Origin of the sequence: Rhizobium sp. BK181, from assembly GCF_014193305.1 — a bacterium.
Taxonomy (GTDB): Bacteria; Pseudomonadota; Alphaproteobacteria; order Rhizobiales; family Rhizobiaceae; genus Rhizobium.
This window is the reverse complement of sequence record NZ_JACHZA010000005.1, coordinates 200,497-218,193: the sequence shown is the minus strand read 5'-3', so window position 1 is coordinate 218,193 and position 17,697 is coordinate 200,497. Positions and strand designations below refer to the sequence as shown.

Annotated in this window: 12 protein-coding genes; 5 read left to right on the top strand and 7 right to left on the bottom strand. The window is 61.8% G+C overall.

What is annotated here, in order from left to right; genetic code table 11:
• The first annotated feature begins 274 nt into the window (after nucleotides 1-274).
• The 5 genes from FHT77_RS15425 (at nucleotide 275) to FHT77_RS15405 (ending at nucleotide 5,960) form a co-directional block, all read left to right on the top strand.
• Complete coding sequence (locus FHT77_RS15425) at nucleotides 275-1,528, top strand: sarcosine oxidase subunit beta family protein (protein WP_037133489.1); 1,254 nt, start codon at nucleotides 275-277, stop codon at nucleotides 1,526-1,528.
• A 13-nt stretch (nucleotides 1,529-1,541) separates the two neighbouring features.
• Nucleotides 1,542-1,883: a sarcosine oxidase subunit delta gene (locus FHT77_RS15420; RefSeq protein WP_183755837.1), complete on the top strand. Its 342-nt coding sequence runs from the start codon at nucleotides 1,542-1,544 to the stop codon at nucleotides 1,881-1,883.
• The gene (locus tag FHT77_RS15415) at nucleotides 1,880-4,873 is read left to right on the top strand and encodes a sarcosine oxidase subunit alpha (RefSeq protein ID WP_183755836.1); all 2,994 of its coding nucleotides are present in this window, start codon (nucleotides 1,880-1,882) and stop codon (nucleotides 4,871-4,873) included. Before FHT77_RS15420 ends, FHT77_RS15415 begins: the two co-directional genes overlap by 4 nt.
• Complete coding sequence (locus FHT77_RS15410) at nucleotides 4,866-5,414, top strand: sarcosine oxidase subunit gamma (RefSeq protein ID WP_183755835.1); 549 nt, start codon at nucleotides 4,866-4,868, stop codon at nucleotides 5,412-5,414. The genes FHT77_RS15415 and FHT77_RS15410 overlap by 8 nt, the downstream gene beginning before the upstream one ends.
• 150 nt (nucleotides 5,415-5,564) lie before the next feature.
• On the top strand, nucleotides 5,565-5,960 hold the full coding sequence (locus FHT77_RS15405) for a VOC family protein (RefSeq protein ID WP_183755834.1): 396 nt from the start codon (nucleotides 5,565-5,567) through the stop codon (nucleotides 5,958-5,960).
• 36 nt (nucleotides 5,961-5,996) lie between these two features.
• On the opposite strand, the gene FHT77_RS15400 is transcribed toward FHT77_RS15405, so the two are convergent.
• The 7 genes from FHT77_RS15400 to FHT77_RS15370 form a co-directional block, all read right to left on the bottom strand.
• Nucleotides 5,997-6,482 (bottom strand): MaoC family dehydratase, encoded by a 486-nt coding sequence (locus FHT77_RS15400; protein ID WP_016557057.1) that lies wholly within the window; start codon nucleotides 6,480-6,482, stop codon nucleotides 5,997-5,999.
• 87 nt (nucleotides 6,483-6,569) lie between these two features.
• Nucleotides 6,570-8,537 (bottom strand): glycogen debranching protein GlgX, encoded by a 1,968-nt coding sequence (gene glgX, locus FHT77_RS15395; protein ID WP_183755833.1) that lies wholly within the window; start codon nucleotides 8,535-8,537, stop codon nucleotides 6,570-6,572.
• 7 nt (nucleotides 8,538-8,544) lie between these two features.
• Nucleotides 8,545-10,176: an alpha-D-glucose phosphate-specific phosphoglucomutase gene (locus tag FHT77_RS15390; RefSeq protein ID WP_183755832.1), complete on the bottom strand. Its 1,632-nt coding sequence runs from the start codon at nucleotides 10,174-10,176 to the stop codon at nucleotides 8,545-8,547.
• 6 nt (nucleotides 10,177-10,182) lie between these two features.
• Nucleotides 10,183-11,625: a glycogen synthase GlgA gene (gene glgA / locus FHT77_RS15385; RefSeq protein ID WP_183755831.1), complete on the bottom strand. Its 1,443-nt coding sequence runs from the start codon at nucleotides 11,623-11,625 to the stop codon at nucleotides 10,183-10,185.
• Between the two features lie 3 nt (nucleotides 11,626-11,628).
• A complete protein-coding gene (gene glgC / locus FHT77_RS15380; protein WP_016557061.1) occupies nucleotides 11,629-12,891 on the bottom strand; it encodes a glucose-1-phosphate adenylyltransferase in 1,263 nt (420 codons plus the stop codon).
• A gap of 20 nt (nucleotides 12,892-12,911) precedes the next feature.
• On the bottom strand, nucleotides 12,912-15,119 hold the full coding sequence (glgB, locus tag FHT77_RS15375) for a 1,4-alpha-glucan branching protein GlgB (RefSeq protein WP_183755830.1): 2,208 nt from the start codon (nucleotides 15,117-15,119) through the stop codon (nucleotides 12,912-12,914).
• A complete protein-coding gene (locus FHT77_RS15370; RefSeq protein WP_183755829.1) occupies nucleotides 15,116-17,578 on the bottom strand; it encodes a glycogen/starch/alpha-glucan phosphorylase in 2,463 nt (820 codons plus the stop codon). Before FHT77_RS15370 ends, glgB begins: the two co-directional genes overlap by 4 nt.
• Nucleotides 17,579-17,697 lie beyond the last annotated feature (119 nt).

Sequence of the window (17,697 nt, the reverse complement as noted above, 5' to 3'; positions counted from 1 at the left end):
AGCGCTTGGCAGCAAGTGAACTATGCGCCCAAAAATTGTAAGTGCAAACAGTCTAAAATAACAGAAGTGGCGGGCGAGAGAGGCAACTGCCGGCACTTGCAGCATTCCTGTTCGGCTTGCTTCGACGCGGTGAGATCGCGCGACCTCATTCATTCTTCCCGTCGTGTCAAAACAAAAGCCGGTCCGCGTCGCAAAAGAAACGTTGTGCCGCTTTTGGATTTGCGATTTGTATGCCGACGAGAAGGGACCATTTTCCCGAAGGAGATGAAGGCGGATGCGCAGATACTCGGTTTTTGCCGTGGCAAGGGAGGCCCTCAGAGGCCACAAGGGCTGGGAGAAGCAGTGGACCTCGCCGGAGCCGCGCGCTGAATACGACGTCATCATCATCGGTGGCGGCGGACATGGTCTGGGTGCGGCCTACTATCTCGCCAAGGAGCACGGCATCACCAATGTCGCGGTGCTCGAAAAGGGCTGGCTCGGCGGCGGCAATACCGGCCGCAACACGACCATCATCCGCTCGAACTATCTCTATGAAGAGAGCATGCACATCTACGAGCATTCGATGAAGCTCTGGGAGAACCTGTCACAGGATCTCAACTACAATGTCATGTACTCGCCGCGCGGCGTGATGATGCTGTCGCACAATGTGCACGATCAGCAGTCCTTCAAACGCCATATCCATGCCAACCGCCTCTACGGCATCGACAATGAATGGCTGACGCCGGAGCAGGCCAAGGCTTATTGTCCGCCGCTCGATATTTCCGCCAGCGCCCGCTATCCGATCAACGGTGCGGCTCTCCAGCGTCGCGGCGGCACGGCGCGTCACGACGCGGTGGCCTGGGGCTATGCGCGTGCTGCGTCCGATCGCGGCGTCCACATCATCCAGAACTGCGAAGTGACCGGCATCCGCCGCGGCCCCGATGGGCGCGTCACCGGTGTCGAGACATCGCGCGGCTTCATCGGCGCCAAGAAGGTCGGCGTTTCCGCTGCCGGCCACACGACCACGGTCATGAAGATGGCCGATGTGCGCGTGCCGCTGCAATCGAGCCCGCTGCAGGCGCTGGTCTCCGAACCGCTGAAGCCGATCTTCCCCTGCGTGGTCATGTCCAACACGGTGCATGCCTATATCTCGCAGTCCGACAAGGGTGAGCTCGTCATCGGCGCCGGCACCGACCAGTACAATTCCTACAGCCAGACCGGCGGCCTGCAGATCATCACGCATACGCTCGATGCCATCTGCGAGCTTTTCCCGATGTTCCGCCGCGTCAAGATGATGCGCCAGTGGGGCGGTATCGTCGACAACACGCCGGATCGTTCGGCCATCCAGTCGAAGACACCGGTTCCGGGGCTCTACGTCAACTGCGGCTGGGGCACCGGCGGCTTCAAGGCGACGCCGGGCTCGGCCAATCTCTTCGCGCACCTCATTGCCCGCGACGAGGCGCACAAGTTCAATGCCGGCCTGACGCTGGACCGCTTCCGCACCGGCCGTCTGATCGACGAAGCCGCCGCCGCCGCCGTCGCGCACTGACACGAGGACACCCATGCTTCTTATCTATTGCCCATACTGTCAGGAAGAGCGCTCCGAGCTCGAATTCCGCGGCGCCGGCGATGCGCATATCGCCCGCCCCACCAATATCGCGGACATCTCCGACGAGGCGTTCGAGGAATATTTCTTCCTGCGCGACAACCCGAAGGGGCTGATCTTCGAACGCTGGCGTCACCTCAACGGTTGCGGCCGCTTCTTCAACGCGGCGCGCGACACGATCAGCGACAAGTTCATTATGACCTACAAGGCCGGCGAGCCGAAGCCCACGATCGGCGAGACCGCCGTTCCGCATGCTCCTGTCGAGACCTACGAACAACTCGAAGGAGAGGCACAATGAGCGGCACGAACCGTATCGCTGGCAAGGGCCGCCTGACGCCGGCCAGAACCGCGCGCTTTACCTTCGACGGCAAGAGCTACACCGCGCTCGAGGGTGACACCGTCGCCTCGGCGCTGATTGCCAACAACATCCATCTGGTTGGCCGCTCGTTCAAGTATCACCGCCCGCGCGGCATTCTCTCGGCCGGTGCGGAAGAGCCGAACGCGCTGATCGACGTGGCGCGCGACAGCGCCCGCAAGCAGCCGAACGTGCGCGCCACGGTGCAGGAAGTGTTCGACGGCATGATCGTCGAATCGCAGAACCGTTTCCCGTCGCTTTCCTTCGATATCGGCGGCATCAACAACCTGATGTCCCCCTTCTTCGCGGCCGGCTTCTACTACAAGACCTTCATGTGGCCGAAGGCGGCATGGAAGCATGTCTACGAGCCGATGATCCGCCGTGCGGCTGGTCTCGGCGTCGCGCCCAAGGAAGCCGATCCGGACCACTATGCCAGCCGCTATGCGCATTGCGACGTGCTTGTCGTCGGTGCCGGCGTTGCTGGTCTTTCGGCAGCGCTCGCAGCAGCGCAATCGGGGGCCAGGGTCATCCTCTGCGACGAGCAGGCCGATGTCGGCGGCGCGCTGCGTTTTGACAGCGGCGTCAAGATCGACGGCCTCGATGGTTATGAATGGGCACAGAAGACGGTTGCCAGCCTGAAGGCGATGAGCAACGTGCAGGTTTTGACCCGCACCACCGCTTTCGGCTATTACAATCATAACTTCATCGGTCTCGCCGAGCGCGTGACCGACCATGTCGCAAACCCGAGCCGCCATCTGCCGCGCGAGCGCCTGTGGCAGCTGCGCGCCAAGCGCGTCATCCTCGCCAATGGCGCCATCGAGCGCCACATGGTGTTCCCGAACAATGACCGTCCGGGCATCATGCTGGCATCGGCCGCACGCATGTATCTCAACCAGTACGGCGTCGCCGTCGGCCAGAAGGTTGGCGTCTATACGGCCCATGACTCGGCCTATGAGGCGGCCTTCGACCTGAAGCGATCAGGTGTCGAGATCGCCGCGATCGTCGATTGCAGGCAGACGCCGGGCGCGGCCGTGCTCGCGGAAGCCCGTTCGCTCGGCATCGATGTTCTCGCCGGCCAGTCTGTCATCAACACCTCGGGCAAGCTGCGCATTTCGTCCATGACGGTTGCCCGCAACGGCGGTGGCTCGCCACGCAAGATCGCGGTCGATGCCTTGCTGGTTTCGGCCGGCTGGACGCCTTCGGTACACCTGTTCTCGCAATCGCGCGGCAAGGTCGCTTTCGAGCCGGAAACGCAGCGCTTCCTGCCCGGCACCTATGCGCAGGATTGCCTCTCCGTCGGCGCTTGCAACGGCACCGACGACCTGCAGCAGACGATCGCGGAATCGCTTGCCGCGGGCGAACTGATGGCACAGGCGGCGGGCAAGAAGGCGGGCGGCAAGATCAGCATCTCGTCCGAGCAGGCGCATCAGTGGACGGGTGGCATGATCGGTGCAGCGGAAGGGGCAGGTCCCGAGACCAGCGCCAAGGCGTTCATCGATTTCCAGCACGACGTCTGCGCCAAGGATATCCGCCTTGCCGTGCGCGAGGGGATGCACTCGATCGAGCACATCAAGCGCTTCACGACGAACGGCATGGCCTCCGACCAGGGCAAGCTCTCCAACATGCACGGCCTGGCGATCGCCGCCGAGATGCTGGGCAAGGAGATCCCGCAGGTCGGCCTCACCACCTTCCGCGCACCCTATACGCCGGTCACCTACGGCACGCTGATCGCGCACTCGCGCGGCGATTTGTTCGACCCGACGCGCAAGACGCCGCTGCACCAGTGGGAAGAAGCCCAGGGTGCCGTGTTCGAGGATGTCGGCAACTGGAAGCGTGCGTGGTTCTATCCACGCGCCGGCGAAACCATGCACCAGGCGGTAGCCCGCGAGTGCAAGACGGCGCGTGATGTCGCCGGCGTGTTCGACGCGTCGACGCTCGGCAAGATCGAGGTCGTCGGGCCTGACGCCGCCGAGTTCATGAACCTGATGTATACCAACGCCTGGGACACGCTGAAGCCCGGCAAGTGCCGCTACGGCATCATGACCCGCGACGACGGCTTCGTTTATGACGACGGCGTCGTCGGGCGCCTGGCCGAGGATCGCTTCCACGTGACGACGACGACGGGCGGCGCGCCGCGTGTGCTCAATCACATGGAAGACTATCTGCAGACCGAATTCCCGCATCTGAAGGTGTGGCTGACCTCGGTGACCGAGCAGTGGGCCGTTATCGCCGTGCAGGGTCCGAAGGCGCGCGAGATCATCGCGCCGCTGGTCGAGGGCGTCGATATCTCCAACGAGGCCTTCCCGCATATGAGCGTTGCCGAGTGCACGGTCATGGGCGTTCCGGCACGTCTCTTCCGCGTGTCGTTTACCGGCGAAACCGGCTTCGAAATCAACGTGCCGGCCGATTACGGCCAGTCGGTGCTCGAAGCCGTCTGGGCCAATGCCGAGCCGCTCGGCGCCTGCGTCTACGGCACCGAGACCATGCACGTGCTGCGCGCCGAGAAGGGCTATATCATCGTCGGCCAGGACACGGATGGTACCGTGACGCCTGATGATGCCGGCCTCAACTGGGCGGTATCGAAGAAGAAGACCGACTTCGTCGGCATTCGTGGCCTGAAGCGCCCGGATCTGGTCAAGGAAGGCCGCAAGCAGCTGGTCGGCCTAGTCACCAAGGATCCGAAGATCGTGCTCGAGGAGGGTGCGCAGATCGTTGCCAACCCGAACGAGCCGAAGCCGATGACGATGCTGGGGCACGTCACCTCGTCCTACTGGTCGGAAAACCTCGGAAAGTCGATCGCGTTTGCGCTGGTCGCCGGTGGTCGCAAGCGGATGGGCGAGACGCTCTACGTGCCGATGCCCGACAAGACGATTGCCGTCGAGGTGACGGATATGGTGTTCTTTGACAAGGAAGGAGGCCGCATCAATGGCTGATACGGCAGTTCGCAAGTCGGTGCTTTCCGGCCGTCACGGTGGTTCGGCCACGGTACGGTTGACGGCAGCGCCAGCGGCAACCCGCGTGGCGCTTCGCGCGCCGGCGGAGTCTCTGAAGGCTCTTTCCTCCGCGCTCGGCGTGAAAGTTCCCGCTACCCCGAAAACGTCAGGGCGCAAGGAAGGTCGTGCCGCCCTCTGGCTCGGCCCGGATGAATGGCTCCTTATCGACGAGTCCGGGGCAGACCTGATGGCGCCGCTCGCCAAGTCAGGCGTTCTGCATTCGGCAACCGACGTTTCGCACCGCAACGTCGCGATCATCGTGTCCGGCCCCTGCGCGGAAGCGACGATCTCGGCAGGTTGCCCGCAGGATCTGTCGCTTGAGGCTTTCCCCGTTGGCGCGTGCTCGCGCACGATTTTCGGCAAGGCCGAGATCGTGCTCTTCCGTACCGAGGACGATACGTTCCGCGTCGAGTGCTGGCGTTCGTTTGCCGAATTCGTATTCGGTCTGCTGGCTGAAGGCGCCGAAGACACCGCGCACTAAGCGCAACAAATATGCAATGACTGATCGGAGGCGGTGCTCTTGCGCTGTCCTTCGATCGGCCCACGTTGCGGGACAGCCGACATTCGTGTCATCATCCACCGGGCGCGGTCCTTGTCGGAGCGCCATCGCAACGAATGCGGGGTGTCTTCGATGATGCTGCATCACGTTTCCATTGTCGTCACGGACATCGACCGTTCGGTCGCCTTCTATCGCGATGTCTTCGATCTCGAACAAATTGAGCGGCCAGCGTTCAGTACCGTTGGAGCGTGGTTCGCCTGCGGGGCGCTGCAGGTTCACCTCATCGTCCATCCGACCGGGACCTTCAGGCGCGCAGCCACGATAGACACAGCCGACGGACATTTCGCGTTCCGCACCGATGACTTCGACGGATGCATCCGGGGGCTGATCGCCAAGGGCTTTCGCGAGGATGCGCCCGAGGGCGATCCCTGGCGGCTGCGTCTGAGACGTGACGGGCCGGCAGGTTTTCCGCAAGCCTATCTGCTCGATCCCGATTGCAACATCGTTGAGATCAACGGTGCGCTATAGCCGCGAACCGCGCATGGTCGCTCGTTAAGGTCGGCGCTAGGCGTCCTCAGGCCGGTCCTTTGGGTCGAACTGGATGATGGTGATCCAGCGTGCGGTCAACGCTGGCTTCTTCTCGTTCTCGATCTCGATCGAGACCTCGTAGGTCGTCATCAACATGCCGGCGCCGCGGAAGCGGGCTTCGGCAAGGACGAAGTGACCGCGGATGCGCGCGCCTGACTTCACGGGCGACAGGAAGCGGACGTTCTCGAAGCCGTAGTTGATGCCCATCGTCTGTTCGCGGACCTTGGGCAACCCGTTGTAGTTCATGGCCGAGAGCAGGGAGAGCGTGAGGAAGCCGTGGGCGATTGTGCCGCCAAACGGGCTCGCGGCGGCGCGCTCCGGATCGACGTGGATATACTGATGGTCGTTGGTCGCATGCGCGAACGCATCGATCATTGTCTGATCGACGACGATCCAGTCCGAGAGGCCGGTTTCAGTGCCCACCAGCCCACGGACGTCCGCGAGCGAAATTTCCTTGACCATTGATTCCTCATGAGAAAGCGGCTGCGCAAGCCTTACAATGGGATTGTGACGATTGCGACAAGGAATTGCAGGGTTGAACCCGGCTGATCAACTTTCGAGATAGAAAGCCACCGAACGGCGCGGCACGATGGCCGATGCCACAGACTTCTTGGCGGCATCAGGGGCCAGATGCCGCCAAGAGGCGGAGCCAGGGAGCGTAAAGATTTCCTCGCCGCCCGAGCGATTGAAGAGCACTGCCAAGCGCGTGGCCTTGCCGCCTTGCTGGTCTCGGGTTGCAAGTACCGTGCCGAGCGTCGAAAAATTCGGGGTTTCCCACTCTTGGACGGTCATCGGCTGGCCTGAAGGCGATATCCATTCGACATCGCCGTTGCCGTTGAGGAAGGCTGCTTGAGAGAAGGCCGAGAAGCGCTTGCGCAGGCCGGAGATGAAGGCGGTGTGGGCAACGAGTTCGTCGTCGAGCGCTGCCCAATCCATCCAGGTGATTTCATTGTCCTGGCAGTAGGCATTGTTGTTGCCGCGCTGAGTGCGGCCGGCTTCGTCGCCCGCCGTCAGCATGATGCTGCCGCGGCTAGCAAAGAGTGTCGACAGCAGCGCCTTCAGGTCGTCGCGTCGCCGGCGGATGATATCGGGATAGCGAGTTTCGCCCTCGATGCCGTTATTCCAGGAGTGGTTTTCATTATGGCCGTCGCGGTTTTCCTCGCCGTTCGCCTCGTTGTGCTTGCCGCTGTAGGAGACGAGATCGTTGAGCGTGAAGCCGTCATGCGCCGCGAGGAAATTGACACTGCGCGTCGCCTGTCCGCCGTTGCGGCCGAAGATGTCAGAGGATCCTGCAAGCGCAGTCGCCAATGGGCCGGTCTTCCAGTCGTCGCCGCGCCAGTAACACCTGATATCGTCGCGAACACGGTCGTTCCACTCGAGGAATGGCACCGGGAAATTGCCGAGCTGATAGCCACCGGGGCCGATGTCCCAAGGCTCGGCGATCATCACGCGATCTTTTAGGACCTCGTCGGCGAGCATCGCCGTCAGCGTTTCCCCATTGCCCTCAAAGCCGCTTGCGGTGCGGCCTAGGACGGGGGCAAGGTCGAAGCGGAAGCCGTCTATCCCGGCGCCGAGCACGAAATTCCGCAGGCTGTCGATGATCAACTGCCTGACATAGGGGTGATCGCAGGCGACGGTGTTGCCGGTGCCGGTATCGTTGACCAGATCGCCGGGGCGCTGTGGCAAATGGCGATAGAAGGAGAGATTGTCGAGGCCACGCAGCGACAGCGTCGTGCCAAAGCGATCGCTCTCGCCGGTATGATTGAAGACGAGGTCGAGAATGACGGCAATGCCTTCTCCGTGGAGTTTCGCAACGGTGTCGCGAAGTTCCGCCATGCCGCCCGGCACGAGCCGCGGATCGAGCGCCATGAAGGCGACGGGGTTGTAGCCCCAGCTGTTTCTCAGGCCGAGCGGCGGTAAATGGCGCTCATCGATCCAGGCGGTGATCGGCATGAGCTCGACGGCATCGACGCCGATCCGCTTCAGATGCGCGATCACCGAGGGATGCGCCAAGGCGGCGACCGTGCCGCGCTGGGCTTCGGGTACATCCGGATGCAGCTTGGTAAAGGAGCGAACAGCGACCTCGTAGACGAAGCCACCCGGCTCGAAGAGCGGCTTTGTTTGCTTCACCGGCACATCGCGGGTGACAATAGCCTTCGGCACGAGATGCTGCGTGTCGGCGCCGAAGCTACCGAGCAGCGGATCGTGGCTAAACGGGCGATCGAGTTCCTTGGCATAGGGATCGACGAGAAGCTTCGACGGATCGAACCAGAGGCCGCTATCGGGGGCGTAGACACCGTCGGCACGATAGCCGTAGCGCGCGCCTTCCTTCAATCCGTCGACGAAGAGGCGATGCACGTGGTCATCGCCTCGCTCCATCGGCAAGCGGGCCAGTTCCTTGTCGTCGTCGCCGAACAGGCACAGTTCGATCTGTCCTGAATTATGCGACCACACGGCGAAATCGACGCCGGTCTCAAAGAGGGTTGCTCCGCCTTGCCGGGTCTTGTTCGCCGCCATGTTCCGGTCAGGTAATCACGGAGGGAGCGTCGCGGCCCGTGCGGCTGCGGATATCCGCGATGGTCTCGGCGGCAGCGATAATGTCGGCTAGCGCATGCTGCGTCTCGATGTTGTGACGGGTGGAATCCGCCTCGTATCGCTCGAGATAAACGCGCAGAGTGGCGCCAGATGTTCCGGTTCCGGAAAGGCGGAATACGACACGCGAGCCGCCCTCGAACAGGATGCGAATGCCCTGATGCTCGCTGACCGACTTGTCGACCGGGTCGTGATAGGCAAAATCGTCGGCCTTCTCGACCTTCAGCGGACCGAAGCTCTGGCCTGGCAGCGAAGCGAGCTGGCTGCGCAGATTTGCCACCAGGCCATTTGCTGCCTCGGTGTCCACGCCCTCGTAATCGTGACGCGAATAGTAGTTTCGGCCGTAGGTCTGCCAGTGCTGCATGACGATCTCTTGCACGCTTTCACCACGCACCGCGAGAATATTCAGCCACAGCAGAACCGCCCAAAGGCCATCCTTCTCGCGCACGTGGTTGGAGCCGGTGCCGGCGCTTTCCTCGCCGCAGATCGTCGCCATGCCGGCGTCGAGCAGGTTGCCGAAGAACTTCCAGCCGGTCGGGGTCTCGTACATGCCGATGCCGCGGCGCTCGGCCACGCGGTCGGCAGCGCCTGATGTCGGCATGGAGCGGGCGATGCCGGCGAGGCCGCCAGAATAACCGGGCGCGAGATTGGCGTTGGCGGCGAGAATCGCAAGGCTATCGGAGGGCGTGACGAAGATGCCGCGGCCGATGATCAGATTGCGGTCTCCGTCACCATCGGACGCCGCGCCGAAATCGGGCGCGTCGTCGCCCATCATCTCGTCGTAGAGTTCCTTGGCATGAACCGGATTCGGATCCGGATGGTGGCCGCCGAAATCGGGCAGCGGCATGAAATTGCGGACCGAGCCGGACGGCGCGCCGAGGCGATTTTCGAAGATCTCCTTGGCGTAGGGGCCGGTGACGGCGCTCATCGCGTCGAAGGCGATGCGGAAACCAAGGCTGATGAGGTTGCGGATCGCGGGGAAGTCAAACAGCTCTTCCATGAGTGCAGTGTAATCTTCCACCGAATCGAGCACGGAGAGAATCATGCCGCCCGGCAGTTCGTCCTTGCCGATGCGGTCGAGATTGACGTCTGCGAAATCGGCGATCTTGTAGGTGTCGATCACCTTCGTTCGCGCATAGATCGCGTCGGTGATCTTCTCCGGTGCCGGGCCGCCATTGCTGATGTTGTATTTGATGCCAAAGTCTTCGGTCGGGCCGCCGGGGTTATGGCTGGCCGACAGGATGATGCCGCCAAAAGCCTTGTATTTGCGGATGATGTGCGAGGCTGCCGGGGTGGACAGGATACCGCCCTTGCCGACGATCACCTTACCGAAGCCATTGGCGGCGGCCATCTTGATCGCCTTCTGGATGACTTCGCGATTGTAGTAGCGTCCGTCGCCACCGATGACGAGGCACTTGCCCTGAAACCCTTCCAGCGAATCGAAGATCGACTGGATGAAGTTCTCGGCATAGTTCGGCTGTTGGAATACCGGAACCTTCTTTCGCAGGCCGGACGTGCCCGGCTTTTGATCCTGGTAGGGCGTAGTGGATACGGATTTTATCATTTTCTCTCACTTGCCTTTGGGGGCGAGGCTTGAATAGAGGGCAGCGTAGCGCTCGGCGCTCTTTTCCCACGAGACATCCGATTTCATGCCCTGCTTTTGCAATTGGGTCCAGACTTTTTGATCGGCGTAGAGATGTAACGCACGGCGAATGGCTTGCAACAGGCCCGATGCCGTCACAGGCGAGAATTGTATCCCGGTTGCCACTTTCGCTGCAAGAGCGGCATGATTGGCGTCGATGACAGTGTCGTTCAACCCACCTGTCCGGGCGACGATCGGCACGCAGCCGTAGCGCAGGCCGTAAAGCTGTGTCAGGCCGCAGGGTTCGAAACGCGAGGGGATGATGATGGCGTCGCAGCCGGCCTGCATGAGGTGCGACATCGGCTCGTTGTAACCGATGGAGACGCCGATTCGACCCGGATGGCGGGCCGCGGCGGCAAGCAACGAACCTTCGATTGCTGCATCTCCGGAACCAAGTATCGCAAGCTTTCCGCCCATGTCGACAATCTCATCCGCGGTAGCGGCGATGACGTCCATGCCCTTCTGCCAGGTGAGGCGGCTGATGATGCAGAAAATCGGTGCATTGTCGTTGTGAAGCCCGAAGAACTCGGCAATCGAGGTACGGTTTTCGACGCGGCTCTTCAGCGTCGTGCCATTGTAGTGGGTGTGGACAACTGGATCGGTCGACGGGTTCCAGACGTCGGTATCGATGCCGTTGACGATGCCATGCAAGGAATCAATTCGGCTTGCGATGACGCCCTGGAGGCCCATGCCGAACTCCGGGGTCAGGATCTCGCCGGCGTAGGAGGGACTAACGGTCGTGATGGCGTGGGCGGTTTGCAGGCCGCCCTTCAGGAAGCCGAGATTGCCGTAATATTCGATGCTTTCGGTTGCGAAGGCGTGCGGCGGCAGGCGTAGACCCGGAAAGATATCCGCGCCGAACTGTCCCTGGAACGCGATATTGTGGATCGTCAGAACACTCGGCAACTCCGGCGTCGGGTTGTAGCGCATGTAAACCGAGGTCATCGCCGACTGCCAATCGTGCGTGTGCACGAGATCGGGTCGCCAGCCCGGCATCAAACCCGCGGCAATCTCGGCACCGGCCAGCGACAACGCTGCGAAACGACGCCAGTTGTCGGGATAGTCCCGACCGGTCGCATCGAGATAGGGGCCTCCCGTGCGGTCGTAATAAGCGGGCGCATTGAGCACGAGGATATCGATCCCCTCATGCTCCACTTCGAGGACTGTCGCGGGCTCGCCGAGCAGATCATCGAACTGAAGCCGGACAACCGGATTGCGGATCGCCTTCATCACAGCCGGATAGCCGGGCATGAGGGTCTTGGTCTCGACGCCGAAACGCTTGAGCGCGATCGGCAGGGCGCCCGCCACGTCGGCGAGGCCCCCTGTCTTGATGAGCGGGAAGACTTCGGACGAAACCGAAAGAACTTTCATGTCTCACATACCCAGCTTGTCGATCATCGGCTGCGTAATGAGGCAAATGCCACCCTCGCTGCGGCGGAAGCGCTTGGCGTCGAGGACCGGATCCTCGCCGACGATCAGACCTTCCGGTATGATAACGCCGTGATCGATCACGACGTTGCTGAGTTGCGCGTGCCGTCCGATTTTGACGCTCGGCAGTACGACCGCGCCGTCCAGCTTGGAATACGAGTTGGCGCGCACACCGGTGAAAAGCAGACTTCTGTGAAGGGTCGCGCCGGAGATGATGCAGTCGCCGGCGACGACCGATGACGTCGCCGAGCCACGGCGGCTTTCGTCGTCGTGCACAAACTTGGCCGGCGGTGAGATCTCGGCGTAGGTCCAGATCGGCCAGGACTTGTCGTAAATATCCAGTTCCGGAACCACTGCGGTCAGGTCGATGTTGGCCTGCCAGTAGGCGTCGATCGTGCCGACGTCGCGCCAGTAGGGCTCGTGCTCAAAATCGGAGCGCACGCAGGACTGCGCGAAGCGATGGGCGACGGCCTTACCGTTCTTGACGATGTGGGGGATGATGTCCTTGCCGAAGTCCTTGCTGGAGTTCGGGTCGGCTGCGTCGCGGCGCAGTGCATCGATCAGGAACTTGGTGTGAAAGACGTAGATGCCCATCGAGGCAAGGGCAAAATCCGGATTGCCGGGGATGCCGGGCGGATCCGCGGGCTTTTCGACGAAGTCGATGATCCGGTCGGTTGTGTCGACATGCATGACGCCGAAGCCGACGGCTTCCATGCGCGGCACCTCCAGGCAGCCGATAGTCACATCGGCACCGGAATCCACATGCTGTTGCAGCATGTATTCATAGTCCATCTTGTAGACATGGTCGCCGGCGAGAATGACCATGTATTCGACGCCGTAGTCCTCGATGATGTCGATGTTCTGGTAGACGGCATCGGCTGTACCTTCATACCATTGCGTCTCGGAGACGCGCTGGGAGGCCGGCAGAATGTCGAAGCTTTCGTTTCGCTCGGGGCGGAAGAAGTTCCAGCCGCGCTGCATGTGTCGGATCAGTGAGTGCGCCTTGTACTGGGTGGCGACGCCGATGCGTCGGATACCCGAGTTCAAGGCGTTCGACAGCGCGAAGTCGATGATGCGGGTCTTGCCGCCGAAGTAGACCGCCGGCTTGGCGCGGCGATCGGTGAGTTCCTTCAGGCGGCTCCCCCTGCCGCCAGCGAGAACATAGGCCATTGCGTCGCGGGCAAGTGGCTGAACGCGTTTTTCTACCATTTTTATCCTCCCACCAGTCGTCAGTTCTCAGGTTCAAGCATGATCGTCGCCAGAGGCGGCAAGGTGATCGATGCGGCGATGCTGCCGCCGGCATTGACTGCCTGGACGCGGCCGCCGTTACCCTTGCCGCTGCCGCCGTAGATGTCGGCATCGGTATTCAGGATTTCGCGCCACCGCCCCTCGATCGGCAGGCGCACCGTATAGTTTTCGCGATAAACCGGTGTCAGATTGCAGATGACGGCAACCGGCTTCTCGCCCGGTGCCTTGCGCAGCCAGGCAAAGACCGAATTCTCGTGATCGTCGGCGATCAGCCACTCGAAGCCGTCACCCTCGCAATCGCGGGCGTGCAGTGCCGGCTTGCTGCGGTAGGTGAAGTTGAGGTCACGTACCAGCCGCCGCATGCCTTCGTGCATGCGGTATTGCAGCAGGTTCCAATCGAGAGACGTCGCTTCGTTCCATTCGCTCCACTGCGCGAATTCCTGGCCCATGAACAGCAGCTTCTTGCCCGGATAGCCCCACATGAAGGCGTAGTAGGCCCGCAGATTGGCGAACTTCTGCCAGTCGTCGCCGGGCATCTTGGCGATCAGCGAGCCCTTTCCGTGCACCACCTCGTCGTGTGAGAGCGGCAGCACGAAGTTTTCGGAGTACGCATAAAGCAGGCCGAAGGTCAGCTCGTTGTGGTGATGTTTGCGATGGATCGGCTCGCGGCTCATGTAGCTCAGCGTGTCGTGCATGAAGCCCATGTTCCACTTGAAGCCGAAGCCGAGGCCGCCTTCGTGTACCGGCTGCGAGACCTTCGGCCAGGAGGTCGATTCCTCGGCGATGGTCATGACACCAGGATGTTCGGCGTAGATGCGGGTATTCATGTTCTGCAGGAAGCGCACCGCCTCCAGATTTTCATTGCCGCCGTACTCGTTCGGTATCCATTCGCCATGCTTGCGGGAATAATCGAGGTAGAGCATCGAGGCCACGGCATCGACGCGCAGCCCGTCGAGATGGAACTTTTCCGCCCAGTAGAGCGCATTGTTGACGAGGTAGGAGACGACCTCGGTGCGGCCGAAATTGTAGATCGCCGTGTTCCAGTCGGGATGAAAGCCCTTGCGCGGGTCCTCGTGTTCGTAGAGCGCCGTGCCGTCGAACCAGCCGAGACCGTGTTCGTCGGTCGGGAAATGGGCGGGTACCCAATCGAGGATGATGCCGATACCGACCTTGTGGCAGCCGTTGACGAAGCGGGCGAAACCCTCTGGCTCGCCGAAGCGGGCGGTCGGCGCATAGAGCCCCGTCGTCTGGTATCCCCAGGATGGATCGTAGGGATGTTCGGTGATTGGCAGGAACTCGATGTGGGTGAACCCCATGTCGACGCAGTAGGGAATCAGGCGAGAGGCAAGTTCGTCCCAGGAGAGGAACGAACCGTCGTCGCGCCGCTGCCAGGAGCCCGCATGCACCTCGTAGATCGAGATCGGCTGACGGCGCTTGTCGGTCGTCCCCCAGTGCTTCAGGTGCGCCTCGTCGTCCCATTCCTGCAGCAGTTCAGGGGCCGCGACCGAGGCGGTCTTCGGGCGCAACTCGCTGCGCCGTGCGAACGGATCGGCCTTTAGCGGCAGAAGGACGCCGTCCTGGCCGCGGATTTCGAACTTGTAGGCAACACCGGTGGGGACATCGGGCGCAAAGATCTCCCAGATGCCGGCGCCGGAGCGGAACCGCATGACATGACGTCGGCCGTCCCAGCCGTTGAAATCACCGACCACTGAGACGCGCTGGGCGTTCGGCGCCCAGACGGCGAAATGGACACCCTGTGCGCCTTCATGGTTGATCCAATGCGCGCCCATCTTGTCGAAGAGGCGCAGATCCGAGCCCTCGCGCGCATAATAGTCATCCATCGGTCCGAGGACCGGCCCGAAGCTGTATGGATCGGTGACCGCCCATTCGGCATCGCCGCGCCGCGCCCGATAGCGCACCGGTCGCTGCTTCGTCACCGAGACCGCACCGGCAAAAAAGCCGTCAGGATGTTGTAGCTTCAGTTCGCCAATGACACTGCCGTCGAGCGTCATCGCAGTCACCTCTTCGGCACCCGGAATGAAGCAGCGGGCCACATAGGCGTCGCCTGATTTGTGGACGCCCAGAACTGCGAATGGATTGGAATGCGACCCTGCGAGGATTGCCGCTATCTCGTCTGCCGAAATCTCCCAGGGAAGTCTGACTTCAGGGGTGGCTTTCGGCGTTTTCATCCGGCTCTCCAGATTTCCTTGGCGTATTGACGGATCGTGCGGTCGGACGAGAACCAGCCCATTCGGGCCGTGTTGCAGATCGCCTTCGAACTCCACGTGGACTGATCGGTCCAGAGTTGGTCGACTTCGCGCTGGGCTTGGGCGTAAGCATCGAAATCGGCGGCCACCATGAACCAGTCATGGGCATAGATGCCTTCGATCAACGCGGAGTATCGGTTTCGATCGTCATGCGAGAACACGCCGGAGCTGATGGCTTGGAGCGCCTGCGATAGCTCGCGCGACGCCTCGATGATGGCGCGGGGATTGTGGCCATCGGCACGGGCGGCGGCGACCTCGTCGGCACGCAGGCCGAAGATGATGATGTTGTCCTCTCCGACATGATCGCGCATTTCGACGTTGGCGCCATCGAGCGTGCCGATCGTCAGAGCGCCGTTGAGGCCAAACTTCATGTTGCCGGTACCGGAGGCTTCCATGCCAGCGGTCGAGATCTGCTCGGAAAGGTCGGCGGCGGGCACCATCACCTCGGCGAGCGAGACGTTGTAGTTCGGGACGAAGACCACTTTCAGCAGGCCGCGGACGGCCGGGTCATTGTTGATTGTGCGGGCCACGTCATTGATCAGTTTGATGATCAGCTTGGCGTTGTGGTAGCTCGGCGCTGCCTTGCCGGCGAAAAGCTTGACGCGCGGAACCCAGTCCAGCTCGGGGTGCGAGCGGATCTGGTCATAAAGCGCGACGGCCTCGATGATGTTCAGGAGCTGGCGCTTGTATTCGTGGATGCGCTTGATCTGGATATCGAACATCGCCGACGGATCGAGTTTGATGCCCATGCGGCTGGCGACGAGGTTCGACAAGGCCACCTTGTTGGCGCGCTTCACGGCCGCAAACTTCTCCTGGAAGCTTGCATCCTTCGCGAACTTGTCGAGTGGCTTCAGCTTCTCGGCGTCGTCGAGAAAGTCGTCGCCGATCGTTTCGCGGATCAGCGAGGTCAGGCCGGGATTGCACTGCTGCAACCAGCGGCGCGGTGTGATGCCGTTCGTCTTGTTGTTGATGCGGTCAGGATAGAGCTTGTGCAGATCGGCAAACACCGTGACCTTCATCAGATCGGTGTGGAGCGCCGAAACGCCATTGATCGAATGGGCGCCGACGAAGGCGAGATTGCCCATGCGGACGCGGCGCTCGCCACTTTCCTCGATTAGGGAAATCGAGCGGATTTCCGTCTCCGAAAATGTCTTGGTCTTGCGCGCTTCGACGAGGACCTTCGCGTTGATCGCGTAGATGATCTGCATGTGGCGTGGCAGCAGGCGCTCGAAGAGCGGGATTGGCCAGCTTTCCAAGGCTTCTGGTAGGAGCGTGTGGTTGGTGTATCCAATCGTGCCCCGGGTGATATCCCAGGCCTGGTCGAAGTCGAGGCCGTGAACATCGCATAGCAGGCGCATCAGTTCGGCAACCGAGACGGCGGGATGCGTATCGTTTAGGTGGATCGCCACCTTGTCCGGCAGCGAGGTGAAATCATCGTACTGCTGCAGGTGACGGCGCAAAATGTCCTGCAGCGATGCGGAGGAGAAGAAGAACTCCTGGCGCAGACGCAGCTCCTGGCCGGCGGGTGTCGCATCAGCCGGGTAGAGAACGCGCGTCAGGCTTTCGGCCTTGTTGCTTTCGCGCAGCGCGCCGATGTGGTCACCGGCGTTGAAGGCATCCAGCAAGATCGGGTCGATCGGCTGGGCCGACCAGAGGCGCAGCGTGTTGACCCGCTTGCCGCGCCAGCCAACGACGGGGGTGTCAAAGGCGGCGGCGATGACGCGCTCGGCCGGTTTCCAGACATACCGCGGCTCGCCCTCGGGGTTGTTGACGACATCGACCGTGCCGCCGAAGCCGATTTCGTAGGCGCTTTCCCGGCGCTCGAATTCCCAGGGGTTGCCGTGCGCCAACCAGCTTTCCGGCAACTCTACCTGCCAGCCGTCGGCAAGCTGCTGGCGGAAGAGGCCGTGCACGTAACGGATGCCGTAGCCATAGGCCGGCACATCGACGGTCGCCATGCTTTCCATGAAACAGGCGGCGAGACGGCCAAGGCCGCCGTTGCCGAGCGCGGCGTCGGGCTCGAGGCCGGCAATGACGGAAACATCGACACCGAGCGAGGTCAGTGCATCGCGAACCTGCTCCATCAGGCCGAGGTTCGAGACCGCATCGCGCATCAGGCGGCCGATCAGGAATTCGAGGGATAGGTAGTAAACGCGCTTGTCGCCGGTCGAATAGACCTTGCGGGTCGATTCCATCCACTTGTCGATGATGCGGTCGCGGATGACGAGAATGGTGGCGGTCAGCCAGTCATGCGGCTTGGCGACCTTCGCGTCCTTGCCGATGCGGTAGGTCAGGCGTTCAATGATTTCTTCGGCGAGAATTTCCGGTTTGGAACTGCGGGGCGCGGGGGAGGGGATCGTCGGCTTCGAAACGGTATTCATCGTTAGTCCTCGCCAATTTCGGTTCGGTTTCAGTACGTTATGCCAATTTCAATCGGTTTACCGCGCACTAAAGACGCAGTTTATGCATCGTTACTACGCAGTTGCAACAAAGGAATTAC

Bases quoted from the DNA above. Each gene is read 5' to 3' on its own strand.
- FHT77_RS15405 (WP_183755834.1), top strand. From the start codon at position 5,565: ATGATGCTGCATCACGTTTCCATTGTCGTCACGGACATCGACCGTTCG.
- FHT77_RS15420 (WP_183755837.1), top strand. From the start codon at position 1,542: ATGCTTCTTATCTATTGCCCATACTGTCAGGAAGAGCGCTCCGAGCTC.
- FHT77_RS15370 (WP_183755829.1), bottom strand. From the start codon at position 17,578: ATGAATACCGTTTCGAAGCCGACGATCCCCTCCCCCGCGCCCCGCAGT.
- FHT77_RS15390 (WP_183755832.1), bottom strand. From the start codon at position 10,176: ATGATAAAATCCGTATCCACTACGCCCTACCAGGATCAAAAGCCGGGC.
- glgX (WP_183755833.1), bottom strand. From the start codon at position 8,537: ATGGCGGCGAACAAGACCCGGCAAGGCGGAGCAACCCTCTTTGAGACC.
- FHT77_RS15415 (WP_183755836.1), top strand. From the start codon at position 1,880: ATGAGCGGCACGAACCGTATCGCTGGCAAGGGCCGCCTGACGCCGGCC.
- FHT77_RS15410 (WP_183755835.1), top strand. From the start codon at position 4,866: ATGGCTGATACGGCAGTTCGCAAGTCGGTGCTTTCCGGCCGTCACGGT.
- glgA (WP_183755831.1), bottom strand. From the start codon at position 11,625: ATGAAAGTTCTTTCGGTTTCGTCCGAAGTCTTCCCGCTCATCAAGACA.
- FHT77_RS15425 (WP_037133489.1), top strand. From the start codon at position 275: ATGCGCAGATACTCGGTTTTTGCCGTGGCAAGGGAGGCCCTCAGAGGC.
- glgB (WP_183755830.1), bottom strand. From the start codon at position 15,119: ATGAAAACGCCGAAAGCCACCCCTGAAGTCAGACTTCCCTGGGAGATT.
- glgC (WP_016557061.1), bottom strand. From the start codon at position 12,891: ATGGTAGAAAAACGCGTTCAGCCACTTGCCCGCGACGCAATGGCCTAT.
- FHT77_RS15400 (WP_016557057.1), bottom strand. From the start codon at position 6,482: ATGGTCAAGGAAATTTCGCTCGCGGACGTCCGTGGGCTGGTGGGCACT.